12 protein-coding genes are annotated in these 13,299 nt (G+C 63.8%); 9 read left to right on the plus strand and 3 right to left on the minus strand.

Annotation, left to right across the window (positions count from 1 at the left end):
• Window positions 1–59: 59 nt before the first annotated feature.
• Both ACLFKU_RS20940 and ACLFKU_RS20945 read right to left on the minus strand, forming a co-directional pair.
• Window positions 60–932, minus strand: coding sequence for a formate/nitrite transporter family protein (locus tag ACLFKU_RS20940; RefSeq protein ID WP_410850321.1), 873 nt, complete (start codon window positions 930–932; stop codon window positions 60–62).
• 144 nt (window positions 933–1,076) lie between these two features.
• The gene (locus tag ACLFKU_RS20945; RefSeq protein ID WP_410850322.1) at window positions 1,077–1,736 is read right to left on the minus strand and encodes a DUF892 family protein; all 660 of its coding nucleotides are present in this window, start codon (window positions 1,734–1,736) and stop codon (window positions 1,077–1,079) included.
• Between the two features lie 555 nt (window positions 1,737–2,291).
• On the opposite strand from ACLFKU_RS20945, the gene gltS reads away from it, so the two are divergent.
• The 9 genes from gltS to phaC all read left to right on the plus strand — a co-directional run bounded on the left by gltS (window position 2,292) and on the right by phaC (window position 12,102).
• Window positions 2,292–3,494 (plus strand): sodium/glutamate symporter, encoded by a 1,203-nt coding sequence (gltS, locus tag ACLFKU_RS20950; protein WP_368584706.1) that lies wholly within the window; start codon window positions 2,292–2,294, stop codon window positions 3,492–3,494.
• A 25-nt stretch (window positions 3,495–3,519) separates the two neighbouring features.
• Window positions 3,520–4,380, plus strand: coding sequence for a class I SAM-dependent methyltransferase (locus tag ACLFKU_RS20955; RefSeq protein ID WP_368584707.1), 861 nt, complete (start codon window positions 3,520–3,522; stop codon window positions 4,378–4,380).
• 83 nt (window positions 4,381–4,463) lie between these two features.
• Window positions 4,464–4,928: a hypothetical protein gene (locus tag ACLFKU_RS20960; RefSeq protein WP_368584708.1), complete on the plus strand. Its 465-nt coding sequence runs from the start codon at window positions 4,464–4,466 to the stop codon at window positions 4,926–4,928.
• A gap of 123 nt (window positions 4,929–5,051) precedes the next feature.
• Window positions 5,052–6,056 carry an AraC family transcriptional regulator gene (locus tag ACLFKU_RS20965; protein WP_410850323.1) on the plus strand — a complete coding sequence of 335 codons (1,005 nt, stop codon included), beginning with the start codon at window positions 5,052–5,054 and terminating at the stop codon, window positions 6,054–6,056.
• A 212-nt stretch (window positions 6,057–6,268) separates the two neighbouring features.
• Window positions 6,269–8,071 (plus strand): acyl-CoA dehydrogenase, encoded by a 1,803-nt coding sequence (locus ACLFKU_RS20970; RefSeq protein WP_410850324.1) that lies wholly within the window; start codon window positions 6,269–6,271, stop codon window positions 8,069–8,071.
• A 68-nt stretch (window positions 8,072–8,139) separates the two neighbouring features.
• On the plus strand, window positions 8,140–8,889 hold the full coding sequence (locus tag ACLFKU_RS20975) for an electron transfer flavoprotein subunit beta/FixA family protein (RefSeq protein ID WP_368624054.1): 750 nt from the start codon (window positions 8,140–8,142) through the stop codon (window positions 8,887–8,889).
• 13 nt (window positions 8,890–8,902) lie between these two features.
• Entirely contained in the window at window positions 8,903–9,850 is a 948-nt protein-coding gene (locus ACLFKU_RS20980) for an electron transfer flavoprotein subunit alpha/FixB family protein (RefSeq protein WP_410850325.1), read from the plus strand.
• A gap of 24 nt (window positions 9,851–9,874) precedes the next feature.
• Entirely contained in the window at window positions 9,875–10,345 is a 471-nt protein-coding gene (locus ACLFKU_RS20985) for a MaoC family dehydratase (protein ID WP_368587144.1), read from the plus strand.
• A gap of 14 nt (window positions 10,346–10,359) precedes the next feature.
• Entirely contained in the window at window positions 10,360–12,102 is a 1,743-nt protein-coding gene (gene phaC / locus ACLFKU_RS20990; RefSeq protein ID WP_368587143.1) for a class I poly(R)-hydroxyalkanoic acid synthase, read from the plus strand.
• A gap of 72 nt (window positions 12,103–12,174) precedes the next feature.
• Here the strand turns inward: phaC and ACLFKU_RS20995 are convergent, their stop codons facing one another.
• Window positions 12,175–13,176 carry an AraC family transcriptional regulator gene (locus ACLFKU_RS20995; protein WP_410850326.1) on the minus strand — a complete coding sequence of 334 codons (1,002 nt, stop codon included), beginning with the start codon at window positions 13,174–13,176 and terminating at the stop codon, window positions 12,175–12,177.
• Window positions 13,177–13,299 lie beyond the last annotated feature (123 nt).

Below are 13,299 nucleotides of genomic sequence, written 5' to 3' on the forward strand. Positions count from 1 at the left end.
TCGTTGGCGGGGCCTGGTTCATGTCGGCTCGGGTGGTGATGCGCTGCGCGTGGCCGAGATCAGCCGTCGCGGCCTGTCATCTCGGGCGCGATCGACGCATGGTTCAGCAGCCCGACGAGCGCGACGCCACCGACCACGTTACCTAGCAGCGTCGGCGCGAAAAATCGCAGCAGGTAGTCCTGCACGGCGGCATGGCTGCGCAGCACCGCGTACGCCGCTTCCACTGAGCCAGCAATCACATGCGCCAGATCACACACTGCAACAACATACGTGAGGACCGCGACGATCAGCACGGCGGCGGATCTCGCGCTCGGCAGCAGCCAGACCATCAGCGCGATTAGCCAGCCCGCGAGAACCGCCTTCATCGTCGTGGAAGCAAAGGTGGAGCCGTACGGGGCTTGCGACAACTGGTCGAGAACCGGAGCAAGCTTCTGCCCGAACGACGTCGGCATCGTAAGGATTCCGGCGAAGATCCATGTCCCGGCCAGATTCGCGGCCAGTACGATCACCCATAGCCGCAGCGCGATAGCGGCAACCGGCAGACTGCGCCTCGTCAGGACCGGCAGCAGCACGGTCAACGTGCTTTCGGTGAATAGTTGCTGGCGCCCGAGCACGACGATGATGAAGCCGACGCAATAGCCTGCGGCGCCAGTCAGCGAGATGCCGCCGTGACCGGGCGACGAGGTCTTGCTTTCGAGCACCGCCTGGGTCAGAAACGAAAAACCCATTGACAGCCCGGCCGCCAACGCGGACCACAGCAGCGCGAGCGGCTTGCGGCCAAGCGCCGTCTCGCCTTCCTCCCGGATGATCTCGTGAATCACCAGCGCGCGAGGTGAACTGTGCGCGGAAGCCTGGTCGCGCTCCTCGTCATCGAGATGGGGCGACGCATGTCCTGCCGGGTGATCGTCGTTTGTTCGGGGCTGGCTTGCCATTCGCAATGCTCCAGGTTGATTGTCGCGATCGCCTTGCCGATAACGCTGACGGCGAAGCCACTCCGCTGTCCGATGCGGACCGCGCCGCAAAGGCCAAAGTGCTCACTTGGCGACGCGATTGCGCGTCTCGAATCCCACGTGTGTCTACCTTTTCGCTTCGTCGCGGTCCGCAGCAGAGCGGCCAAGGAATTGCGTGACCGTCTCCGGCAGGTGCTCAAGCAGCCACTTCGCCATTTCGATTTCCTGCGGCAGAATCTGCTCGCAAACCTGGCGGGTCTCGATGTCGCCCGCCGCGTTGGCTGCCGCGTCGGTGACGTTGATCAGCCGTTCATAGATGATCTTCGCGCGCGCTTCGGCCGCGATGTTCGAGCGCAGGTCCGCGGTCGGCTCGCCGATCGTGTCGATGTACGCGGCACTCCACGGGACGCCGCCGGAGTTCGTCAGCGGCGGTCCGCCGCCGTATAGCACCTGGGTCAGGTGACTGTCGTTGCCGGCGCCGTTGAGCTTGCGATAAAGCTCGGCTTGCTGCTCGACCGCTTCGGCGAGTTCCCCTTTCGCGCCGCGATTCAACATCGCGACGATCGAGCCGATGATCTCGAGATGGCTCAGCTCTTCGGTGGCGATATCGAACAGCATGTCCTTGCGCCCGGGGTCTTCTTCCGCAACGGCCTGGGTGAAGTAGCGCATCGCGGCGGCCAGGTCGCCTTGCGGACCGCCGAACTGCTCCAGCATCAGATTCGCGAGCCCGGGATTGGTCGTGCCGACGCGAACCGTGTATTGCAGCCGTTTGTTGGGCATGAACATCCGGACCTCCATTGGAGTTGGTAGTTGGGTCTTCCCTCCGCCGTGCCACGCATGCGGAGCGCCGTCGGCTGGACGGCGCGAATCTGTCTGCGCATGCCGCGTTCCTGCCCGCCTGACACGGGCTGCCAGGGCTTGCCCAAAGCAGGCGGGAAGCGTTGTAACAGGCTAGAGGTCTGCAGACCAACGTTGCGCGCACGTGCGAGCCGGCGCCCGCAGGAGGCGGTTCGCGAAGAGGACCATCGCATTGCGGGATTGCCGACCGCGTCTGAGCGTAGGGGGTTTACTCGTAGCGCCGATCGGCACTGATGCCATGCACGCAGCCGGCGGAGCCCTGTATGCGGGTGTTCTGGACGTTTTGCCACGCTCGGTCCCTGGTGCCAGAACCCACTCCCGGACCTCACCGGATCCGGAAGCGTAGATAGCGCGGATAGAGGTTCGGTTCATTTCTCCCGTTGTGGCGCGACGTCATCGGCCGACTGCATTGCGTCAAGGAAAATCATACTTAGCCTGGACGGATTGGCTAAGATGTCGCAGGTTCGCGCTCGGAGGCCATTCATGACTGTCGGCGTATATGCCACGCTGGTCGCGACGTCGCTCGTGCTGCTGCTCGGCGAAAAGCTCGTGCAATGGATCGGCGTGCTGCGAACCTATTCGATTCCGGCGCCGGTGGCAGGCGGGCTCATCGTTGCGATCTGCGTGCTGATCACACGCATCACCACGCAAGTGCAGGTCAGGTTCGATTCGACGCTGCAGGCGCCGCTGATGCTCGCGTTCTTCTCGACGATCGGTCTGAATGCGCATCTGTCGAATCTGAAGGCGGGCGGGCCGGTGTTGATCCGCTTTCTCGCGCTGGTCAGCGGGCTGCTGATCCTGCAGAACGTGATCGGCATCCTGCTTGCGTTCGCGCTCGGCGTCGATCCGCTGCTCGGCATTCTCGGCGGCTCGGTCACGATGTCGGGCGGGCACGGCACCGGCGCCGCGTGGAGCCAGGTCTTCACCGAACGCCACGGGCTGGAGTCGGCGACCGAGATCGCGATCGGCTGCGCGACCTTTGGACTCGTGATGGGCGGCGTGCTCGGCGGTCCGGTCGCCCGTGTGCTGATGCGGCGGATCAGCGCCGACGAATTGCTGCGCGTGCAGCAGCTAGCGGACGAAACGCTGGTCTTCGAAGAACCGAAGGCGGAGCAGGCCACCACGCCCGCCGCGATCATCACGACACTCGCGCTGATCTCGATCTGCCTCGCGGGCGGCGAAGTGTTTGCCGACTGGATCGCGGACACCGTGTTCGAATTGCCGACCTTCGTCTGCACGCTGTTCATCGGCGTGATCCTGAACAACGTGCTCGCGCTCATGCGTGTGCGGATCGACCAGCACGCGGTCGCGCTGGTCGGCAACGTCGCGCTCGCGCTCTTTCTCGCGATGGCGCTGATGCGGCTCGACCTATGGGAGCTTGCCGCGCTCGCGTTGCCGATCATCTCGATCCTCGCGGCGCAAACGCTGCTGATGGCGCTCTACGCGATCTTCATCACGTTCCCCGCGATGGGCCGCAACTACGACGCGGTCGTGTTGTGCGCGGCGCAATGCGGGCTCGGACTTGGCGCGACGCCGACCGCGATCGCGAACATGCAGGCGATCACGAACCGCTTCGGCCATTCCCATATCGCGTTCCTGATCGTGCCGATGACCGGTGCGTTTTTCATGGACATCGTCAATGCGATCGTGATCAAACTGTTTCTCACGCTGCCGTTTTTCCATTGAGTCCAGGCGAATACAGGCAAATACCATGAGCAATCAACCCCACATCGCACCCGACAGCACCGCCGCGCGCGTCGCGCTTTGGCGTGCGCTGCACGTGCAGGCCGACGCGCCGCCGCACGTGCTCGAAGACGAAGTCGGCTTGCAATTGCTGGCTCCCGCCGAAGACTGGCTCAGCCGCGGTGACATGGACCTTCGGTTCACGCGGCCGTTTCGTGCGTCGATCGTCGCGCGCGCACGCTTTATCGAGGATCTGGTCGTCGAGCAGGCCGGGCGCGGTTTGGATCAATACGTGATCCTCGGCGCCGGTCTCGACAGCTTCGCGCAACGCCGGCCCGACATCGCGTCGCGGCTCACTGTGTTCGAGGTCGATCCGCCGGGACCGCAAACGTGGAAGCGTCAGCGGCTCAGCGAACTGGGTTACGGCCTGCCGGACTGGCTGCGTTTCGTGCCGGTCGATTTCGAAGCGGGCGACAGCTGGCGGCAGCGTCTGGTCGCCGAAGGCTTCGACGAAAGCAGGCCGGCCGTGGTCGTGTCGACCGGCGTCAGCATGTATCTGACCAGGGAGGCGAATGCGGCGACGTTGCGTGAAGTTGCCGGGCTCGCGCGCGGCTCGACGTTCGCGATGACGTTCCTGTTGCCGCTGGAGATGGCGGACCCGGACGTGCGCCCCGGACTCGAAATGGCGGAGAAGGGCGCGCGTGCGAGCGGCACGCCGTTCATCAGCTTCTTCATGCCGCAGCAGATGATCGACATGGCGCGTGAAGCAGGCTTTGACGACGCGCGGCATGTGTCCGCGGCCGATCTGACGCAGCGCTACTTCGCGGCTCGCACGGATGGGCTGCGCCCGCCGGGCAATGCGGAGGAACTGCTGGTGGCGAATACTTAGGGGCCTCTGCAGTGCGTTGAATGCGTGACCGCGTTCCTCACGCGGCTATAATCGCGCTCGAACATGGCCTTCGAAGTCTACTCATGAAAAAGATCGCAGCCTTCGCACTCGTCGCATGCGCACTCGCCGCCTGCTCGTCGTCCCCGGAAAAGCAGGCGCAGCGCGCCCAGCAGGAAATCCTTCATAGCGAGCCGAACCTCCGCGCCGCGCAACGCGACGCGGTGATCGACTGCACACCGGCGAATTGCGATGCCGCGTGGGCGGCGACCAAACGCTATATCGAGCAGCATTCCGACACGCACGTGATCCGCGCGGACGCGGTCGCGATCGATACCGACGTGCCCGACGATTCGGGCAAAGCCGCTTTCTCAGCGACCCGCGCGAACAAGAGCACGGGCGGCGCGACACTGTCGCTGTTCGCGCAGTGCCGCGGCATGTATGGGCCCGACAGCGCGAAGGGCGACGACTACGACGAGTGCGCCGAGAAGATCCTGAAGACCCAGAACGGCTACCTGCCGTATCTGCGCTCGCACGCATCGGCGCAATAGGCGACCCGCTAGCGGAAAGCGCGGGGCCGCAAACCCGGCACTCGCGTAGCGATTCGCCGAACCCTCGCCACGATGCGGCGGGAGGCGCTATGCTGATGCGTCTTCGCCTCGCGGAACCCTGTCATGCAAGCTCCTGGCGCCACCGTACCGATCTCGCTCGTCAATGGGTTCCTCGGCAGCGTCGGGACGCGGCCTGATATCGTCGACCGGCATTTGTCCGGCGCGAATATCCCGCGCGCGCTGCTGAGCCAGCCTGGCGCGCGCGTAACCGAGGAACAGTTCTCGACGCTCTACCGCTCGCTCGCGATCGAACTCGACGACGAGATGCCCGGCGTTTTCTCGCGCCCGCTGCGCAGCGGTGCGCTCAAGTTTCTGTGTCTGAGCCTGCTGGATGCGCCGAACCTCGAAACCGCGATGCATCGGTTCGGCCAGTTCTTCCATCTGGTGCTCGACGACTTCCGTTTCGAATCGCGCCGCAGCGACCTCGTTGCGACGCTGGCCTTGCATCCGGGAAGCACGGGCGCGCAACCCAGCATGCTGGGCCAGGAGCTGATGCTGAAGCTCGCGCACGGGATCGCGTCCTGGCTGATCGGTCAGCGCATTGCGTTGCTCCAGGTGCAGTTCGCCTTCCCCCGTCCTGCTCACGCGCTCGAGTATCTTTATCTGTTTCCCGGACCGGCGAAGTTCGACTGCAATCAGACCTCGATGCAGTTCAGCAGTAGCTATTTCGATCTGCCCGTGCGCCAGCGCAAGGCGAACCTGCGCAGGTTTCTCGCTCGCGCGCCGGAAGACTGGATCTTCGTGTCGTTCAACGAGCAGCTGTTCAGTCATCGCGTGCGGGAACATCTCGCGTCCCGGCTGCCCGACATCCCGTCTATCGAAGAGGCGGCGGAAGGCCTGCACTGTTCGGTCAGAACGCTGTGCCGTCATCTTGCCGCCGAGGGCACGGCGTTCCAGGTGCTCAAGGACGAATTGCGCCGCGACATCGCGATCCAGCGCCTGACCGGCACCCACGAGCCGATCGCCATCATCGCGGGCGACGTCGGCTTCGGCGACCCCACCGCATTCCATCGAGCGTTCCGTCACTGGACCGGCAGCACCCCGGCGGCCTATCGCCGGGGTGGCTGATCTCGTCGTATCAATGCGTCGATAGCACCCGCCGACGCACTTCCCACGGGGCGCTTACTTCCTCCGACGTGGCCAGAGATGTCAATAGATCGTCCGGTTTGGACAACCGGGCAGGGCCTCTCCGACGCTACGATTCAGCCATACGTTACCCCGGCCGCATCGGTGCCACACGGGTGACTTTCCCTACGGACTATCTGATCGGAAGAATGGTAATGAGCTACGTCGCGCCTCTCAAAGACATGCTGTTTGCAATCACGGAACTGGCCGGAATCGACCAACTGGCGGGCTTGCCCGGCTGCGAGGACGCGACCGCCGATACCGCCCGTGCGGTGCTCGAAGAGGCCGCGCGCCTGCACGAAGGCGTGCTCGCGCCGCTGAACGTCGACGGCGACCGCAACCCGAGCACCTGGAAGGACGGCGCGGTGACCGCCACGGCCGGTTTCAAGGATGCGTTTCGTCAATTCAGCGAAGGCGGCTGGCAGGGTTTGCAACATCCGTCTGAATACGGCGGCCAGGATCTGCCCAAGCTGCTGTCGACGCCCTGCATCGAAATGCTCAACGCCGCCAACCTGTCGCTCGGGCTGTGCCCGCTCTTGACCGACGGCGCGATCGAAGCGCTGCTGACGGCGGGTAGCGACGAACTGAAGCAACGCTACGTGCCGAAGATGATCTCCGGCGAGTGGACCGGCACGATGAACCTGACCGAGCCGCAGGCGGGCTCCGACCTGTCGCTGGTGCGCACCCGCGCCGAGCCGCAGGGCGACGGCTCGTACCGGATCTTCGGCACGAAGATTTTCATCACCTGGGGCGAGCACGATATGACGGAAAACATCGTGCATCTGGTGCTCGCACGTACGCCGAACGCACCGGAAGGCGTGAAAGGCATTTCGCTGTTCGTCGTGCCGAAGTTCCTCGTCAATGAAGACGGTACGCTCGGCGAGCGCAACGACGTGCACTGCGTATCGATCGAACACAAGCTCGGCATCAACGCAAGCCCGACGGCCGTGCTGCAGTTCGGCGATCACGGCGGCGCGATCGGGCAGCTCGTCGGCGAGGAGAACCGCGGTCTGGAGTACATGTTCATCATGATGAACGCGGCGCGTTTCGCGGTGGGCGTGCAGGGCGTGGCGATCTCGGATCGCGCGTACCAGCAGGCTGTTGCGTATGCGAAGGAGCGCGTGCAGAGCCGTCCCGTGGATGGCTCCGCGAAGCAGTCTGTCGCGATCATCCAGCACCCGGACGTGCGCCGCATGCTGTCGACGATGCGCGCGCTGACCGAAGGCGCACGCGCGCTGGCCTATGTGTCGGCGTCGCATTGCGATCTCGCGCATCGTCATCCGGACGGCGCGACGCGTGCGAATCATCAGGCGATCTACGAATACCTGGTGCCGATCGTGAAGGGCTGGAGCACGGAGATGTCGCTGGAGGTGACGAGTCTCGGCGTGCAGGTGCACGGCGGCATGGGCTTCATCGAGGAAACCGGCGCCGCGCAGTTCTACCGCGACGCGCGCATTCTGCCGATCTACGAAGGCACGACGGCGATCCAGGCGAATGACCTCGTCGGCCGCAAGACCATGCGCGACAACGGCGAGGTGGCCGGGACGCTGCTCGCGCAGATCGACGCGACGCTGGCCGCGGTGCAAGGGCACCCCTCGTATGGTTCGAGCGCGGCTTTCCAGGCGATGCACCGTCATCTGTCCGCCGGCCGCAACGCGTTGCACAGCGCGGTGCGTTACGTGGTCGAGAACGTCAAGCGCGATCCGAATGCGGTGTTCGCGGGCAGTGTCTCTTATCTGATGCTCGCGGGCATCGTGCTCGCGGGTTGGCAAGTCGCCCGCTCGCTCGTGCTCGCCGCCGACAAGCGCGATGAAGACCCGGGCTTCTACGACGCGAAGATCGCGACCGCGCACACCTACGCGACGCAGGTGCTGCCTCGTGCAATCGCGCTCGAAGCGACGCTTCGCGGCGCTCGCGATGGCGAAGGCGCGCTGGCGCTGCGCGAAGACCAGTTCTGATCGATCAACGGACGTAATGTCATTCAAGACGATAGGGCTCGGCCCTATCGGTGTGGGAGGAGAGTGTTGTGAGAGTTCTTGTAGCAGTCAAGCGAGTGGTCGACTACAACGTGAAGGTCCGCGTGAAATCGGACGGTACGGGCGTCGATATTGCGAACGTGAAAATGTCGATGAATCCGTTCGACGAAATCGCGGTTGAAGAAGCCGTGCGTCTGAAGGAAGCGGGCGTCGCGACCGAAGTGATCGCCGTCTCGGCCGGTGTGACGCAATCGCAGGAAACGCTGCGCACCGCGCTCGCGATCGGCGCGGACCGCGCGATCCTGATCGAATCGAACGAAGACCTGCAGCCGCTGGCCGTTGCCAAGCTGCTCAAGGCGCTGGTCGACAAGGAACAGCCGCAGCTGGTAATCCTCGGCAAACAGGCCATCGACGACGACTCCAACCAGACCGGCCAGATGCTCGCCGCGCTCGCGAACCTGCCGCAGGCGACGTTCGCGTCGAAGGTGGTCGTGGCGGACGGCAAGGCAACGGTGTCGCGCGAAGTGGATGGCGGCGCGGAAACGCTGTCGCTGACGCTGCCGGCCGTGGTCACGACCGATCTGCGCCTGAACGAACCGCGCTACGTGACGCTGCCGAACATCATGAAGGCCAAGAAAAAGCCGCTCGAAACGGTGAAGCCCGAAGACCTCGGCGTGGATGTCACGCCGCGTCTGAAGACGCTGAAAGTCGCCGAGCCTCCGAAGCGCTCCGCCGGTGTGAAGGTGCCGGACGTGAAGACGCTGGTCGAGAAGCTGAAGAACGAAGCCAAGGTGCTGTGAGGAGACGCAAGAAATGACGAATCTGGTAATTGCAGAACACGACAATGCGTCGATCAAGGCCGCGACGCTGAATACGATCGCAGCGGCACAGAAGATCGGCGGTGAGATTCACGTGCTGGTCGCGGGTCACAACGCGCAAGCCGCGGCCGATGCCGCAGCGAAGATCGCCGGCGTCAGCAAGGTACTGCTCGCCGACGCGCCGCAACTCGAAGCGGGTCTCGCGGAAAACGTCGAAGCGACGGTGCTGACGCTTGTGCAAGATGCGGCGAAGAACTATTCGCATATCCTCGCACCGGCTACCGCCTACGGCAAGAACGTCGCACCGCGGATCGCCGCGAAGCTAGACGTCGCGCAGATCAGCGACATCACGGCAGTGGTTAGCGCCGACACGTTCGAGCGTCCTATATACGCGGGCAACGCGGTCGCAACGGTTCAATCTCAAGGCCCGATCAAGGTCATCACGGTACGCTCGACCGGTTTCGACGCCGTCGCGGCCGTTGGCGGCAGCGCAGCGGTCGAGAAGATCGAAGCCGCAGCCGACGCAGGCATCTCGCAGTTCGTGAGCCGCGAAGTGACGAAGCTCGATCGGCCGGAACTGACGAGCGCGAAGATCATCGTGTCGGGTGGCCGGGGGCTCGGCAATGGCGAGAACTACACGAAGGTGCTCGAGCCGCTGGCCGACAAGCTCGGCGCGGCACTGGGCGCATCGCGCGCAGCCGTCGACGCGGGCTTCGTGCCGAACGACTATCAGGTCGGCCAGACCGGCAAGATCGTCGCGCCGCAACTGTACGTCGCGGTCGGCATCTCGGGTGCGATCCAGCATCTCGCCGGCATGAAGGACTCGAAGGTCATCGTCGCGATCAACAAGGACGAAGAAGCGCCGATCTTTAGCGTGGCCGACTACGGCCTCGTCGGCGATCTGTTCACCCTCGTGCCGGAACTCGAGCAGGCGCTCGGCTAACCGCCCCCAGCAAGCGGAATAATCATGAATGAGCTTAACGGATACGATTTCGAAGACCTGCAACTGGGCATGAGTGGCCGGTTCGCCAAGACCATCACGGAGGCGGACATTCTGTTCTTCGCGAGCGCGTCGGGAGACATCAACGCGGTTCACATCAACGAGCAGTTTGCGCAAACCACACCCTTCAAGGGGCGCATCGCCCACGGCATGCTGACCGCCAGCATCATCTCCGCGGCGCTCGCGGGGCAGCTGCCCGGTCCGGGCACGATCTATCTCGGCCAGAACCTGCGCTTCAAGGCGCCGGTCCGACCCGGCGATACCGTGCAGGCCGAAGTGACCGTCAAGGAACTGATCCACGACAAGCGCCGCGTGGTGCTGTCCACCGTTTGCACGGTCGGCGGCAAGGTGGTGGTCGACGGCGAGGCGACGGTGATGCCGACAAGCTGCCGCGACCGTGTCGTCGAGGACGCGGCTTGCGTCGCCAGCGAAGCATGATAGCGAGCCCCGCCATGAGAATGCCATTCAGCATGCCACACGAGTTTTCCACGGGCTGGGTCAAGGCCGGCTTCGATTTCTGGCGTTTTTCACCGCTCAAGGAAGAATTCGATGCGTCGGTGCCTGACACCGACGGCTCGGACTTCGATTTCGACGGGCCGTTCGCGCGAGGCTCCGTGACCCACACGAGCGCCCACTACCTTCAAAAGCAGGCGCAACTGTGGAGCGATGCCGTCGCCGGATTGATCGGCGGGCGCACGGAGTTGAAGGCGGTCGCCGAGCCCGAGCAGGGAGACCGGCGCTTTCACGCCGACGACTGGTCCAGCAACGGCTGGTACAGTCTTCTGAAACAGAGCTATCTGATCAATGCGAGGGCGCTCGCGGACTTCGTCGAAGCGAGTACGCTCGACGAAAAAGGCAAGCACAAGCTGCGCTTTTTCATGCGCCAGTTCATCGACTGCGCCAGCCCCGCGAATTTCCTCGCGACGAATCCCGAGGTCCTCCGGGAGGCGGTGGAATCGGGTGGCTCGAGCCTGCTGTCGGGCGTCACGCATCTGCTCGACGATCTGGGCAGCGGCTCGATTTCGATCACCGACCGAAGCGCATTCGAAGTGGGCCGCAGCGTGGCCACGTCCAGCGGCGCGGTGGTCTATGAAAACGATCTGTTTCAGCTGATCCAGTACGATCCGTTGACGCCGAAGGTTGCCGCGCGGCCGCTCGTGATCATTCCGCCGTGCATCAACAAGTTCTACATTCTGGATCTGCAGCCCGAGAATTCGTTCGTGCGCTTCGCCTCCGAGCAAGGCCTGACGGTGTTCGTCGTGTCGTGGCGCAACCCGCAGCAGGACATGGCGCAGACCACGTGGGACGCCTACCTCGAGGACGGCGTGATGCAGGCGCTCAAGGTGGCGCGTGAGATTAGCCGGGCCGACCAGGTCAATGCGTTGGGCTGGTGCGTGGGCGGCACGATGCTGTCGTCGGCGCTGGCGGTCATGCGTGCGAACGGCGAGGACTCGGTGGCGAGCCTGACACTGTTGACGGCATTGCTCGACTTCACCGACCCGGGCGATCTCGGCGTGTTCATCGACGAGCAGGGCGTGGCGATGCGCGAGCACACGATCGGCCGCGGCGGCCTTTATCCTGGCCGCGAACTCGGCTTCGTATTCCAGGCGCTGCGTGCCAACGATCTGATCTGGCCGTATGTCGTGAACAATTACCTGAAAGGCAAAGCCCCAGCCGCGTTCGACCTGCTGTACTGGAACGCGGACACGACCAATCTGCCCGGCCCGATGTACAGCTTCTATCTGCGCAACATGTACCTCGAAAACAGTCTGCGCGTGCCGAACAAACTGACGTTCTGCAACACGCCGGTGGATCTCGGCAACGTCGATATCCCAAGCTATCTGATGGCGGCCGAGGAAGATCACATCGTGCCGTGGCGATCCGCCTATCAGTCGACGCAACTACTGGGTGGTCAAACCGAGTTCGTGCTCGGGGCAAGCGGCCATATCGCGGGTGTGGTCAATCCAGCGTCGAAGAACAAGCGCAGCTACCGGACCAACGATACCTGCAACGAGAACGCCGACGAGTGGCTCGCGACGTCGGTTCAGCAGCGCGGCAGCTGGTGGAATCACTGGATCGAATGGGTCAAGCAGCATTCCGGAGAGCAGGTCGAGGCGCGCACCAAGCTCGGCAATAGGAAGTACAAGCCTATCGAGAGCGCGCCGGGCCGCTATGTGAAGCTTCGCGCGGAATGAGCGGATGGCGACAGCGCGTGCGGCAATGACGGAGTGTGATGTTCAGTGCATCACACTCCTTTTTTTTCGTCGTCACTTCGCATGGCTCGCGCGCCAGTCGCGCGGCGTCATATGGAAGCGCGACACGAACCAGTTCGTGAACGATCCCTGTTGCGCATAGCCGAGCAGCGCCGACACACGTCCGATCGGGTAGGCCGGATTGCTCATGTAGCGCACGGCGAGCTCGCCGCGAACTTCCTCGACCTGATCCGAAAAGCTGGTGCCGGCCGAACTCAACTGCCGTTGCATGGTGCGCACGCTCAGATGCAGATAACGTGCGACCAGCTCGGCGTTCGCCTGTTCGAGCGGCAGCAGCAGGTAGATCGCCTTGCGCACTTCGAGCGCGGCCGATTCCGCGGCGCTCGCGTTCTTCGGAGAGGCGAGGCTCTCCGCATAGCGCACGAGTTCAGGATCGGCCAGCGGATTCGGGTAGTCGAGATCGGCGCTCGCGCAGACGAAGCCATTGAAGTCGCTGCCGAACTGCAGCGGACAGCCGAAGAAGCGTCGATGGAACGTCAGGTCCTTCGGTGCGGCGTGTGTGAAATGGAGTTCGCGCGGTTTCCAGAACTTGCCGAGCAGAGCACTGGAGTGTCGCGCGAGCACAGCGAGCGCCAGTTCGATCGCCTGCTTCGTCGGGGTACCCGGTTCGACGACGAGTTCTTCCCGAATGGTGACCGTTTTGTCCGCGTCCTCGACGTACACCGCCAGCGCTTCGTTGAGCAGATGACGGTATTCGGCCGCGGCCAGCAAGACTTCGCGCAGCGTGCGTTTGTGCGCGAGCAGGACATTGATTACGCCGCTGCCGAAGGTCTGCCGCGTTTCCGCCATTTGCAGCGCGAGGGTCGGGCACGACGCCTTTTCGGCCGTCATTTCGAGCAGCCGGCAACAAGCGGTGGCCGATACGCGATCGTCCGGATTCGCGAGCGCGCCGGCATCGATGCCGGCCTGTTTCGCGAGCTCGACCGGATTCAGTCCGAGCCGTCGCGCCACTTCGAAATAACCGCTCATGGCTACCGACGTCACCATCGTTTCCATCGTAGTTTCTCCGGACGATTCAAACGCTGAGTCTTTTTCTTGTCATTAAACGCTTGCTTCGCGCAATTATTGGTGTTAACGCGCAGTGGCACGAATCGCTAAAAGGATGGCGTCCAATCATAA

Source organism: Paraburkholderia sp. EG304 (assembly GCF_046543485.1).
GTDB lineage: Bacteria > Pseudomonadota > Gammaproteobacteria > Burkholderiales > Burkholderiaceae > Paraburkholderia > Paraburkholderia youngii.

Excerpts from the sequence above, each read along its gene's own strand:
- ACLFKU_RS20940 (WP_410850321.1), bottom strand. The coding sequence starts at position 932 with ATGGCAAGCCAGCCCCGAACAAACGACGATCACCCGGCAGGACATGCG.
- ACLFKU_RS20945 (WP_410850322.1), bottom strand. The coding sequence starts at position 1,736 with ATGTTCATGCCCAACAAACGGCTGCAATACACGGTTCGCGTCGGCACG.
- gltS (WP_368584706.1), top strand. The coding sequence starts at position 2,292 with ATGACTGTCGGCGTATATGCCACGCTGGTCGCGACGTCGCTCGTGCTG.
- ACLFKU_RS20955 (WP_368584707.1), top strand. The coding sequence starts at position 3,520 with ATGAGCAATCAACCCCACATCGCACCCGACAGCACCGCCGCGCGCGTC.
- ACLFKU_RS20960 (WP_368584708.1), top strand. The coding sequence starts at position 4,464 with ATGAAAAAGATCGCAGCCTTCGCACTCGTCGCATGCGCACTCGCCGCC.
- ACLFKU_RS20965 (WP_410850323.1), top strand. The coding sequence starts at position 5,052 with ATGCAAGCTCCTGGCGCCACCGTACCGATCTCGCTCGTCAATGGGTTC.
- ACLFKU_RS20970 (WP_410850324.1), top strand. The coding sequence starts at position 6,269 with ATGAGCTACGTCGCGCCTCTCAAAGACATGCTGTTTGCAATCACGGAA.
- ACLFKU_RS20980 (WP_410850325.1), top strand. The coding sequence starts at position 8,903 with ATGACGAATCTGGTAATTGCAGAACACGACAATGCGTCGATCAAGGCC.
- ACLFKU_RS20985 (WP_368587144.1), top strand. The coding sequence starts at position 9,875 with ATGAATGAGCTTAACGGATACGATTTCGAAGACCTGCAACTGGGCATG.
- phaC (WP_368587143.1), top strand. The coding sequence starts at position 10,360 with ATGAGAATGCCATTCAGCATGCCACACGAGTTTTCCACGGGCTGGGTC.
- ACLFKU_RS20995 (WP_410850326.1), bottom strand. The coding sequence starts at position 13,176 with ATGGAAACGATGGTGACGTCGGTAGCCATGAGCGGTTATTTCGAAGTG.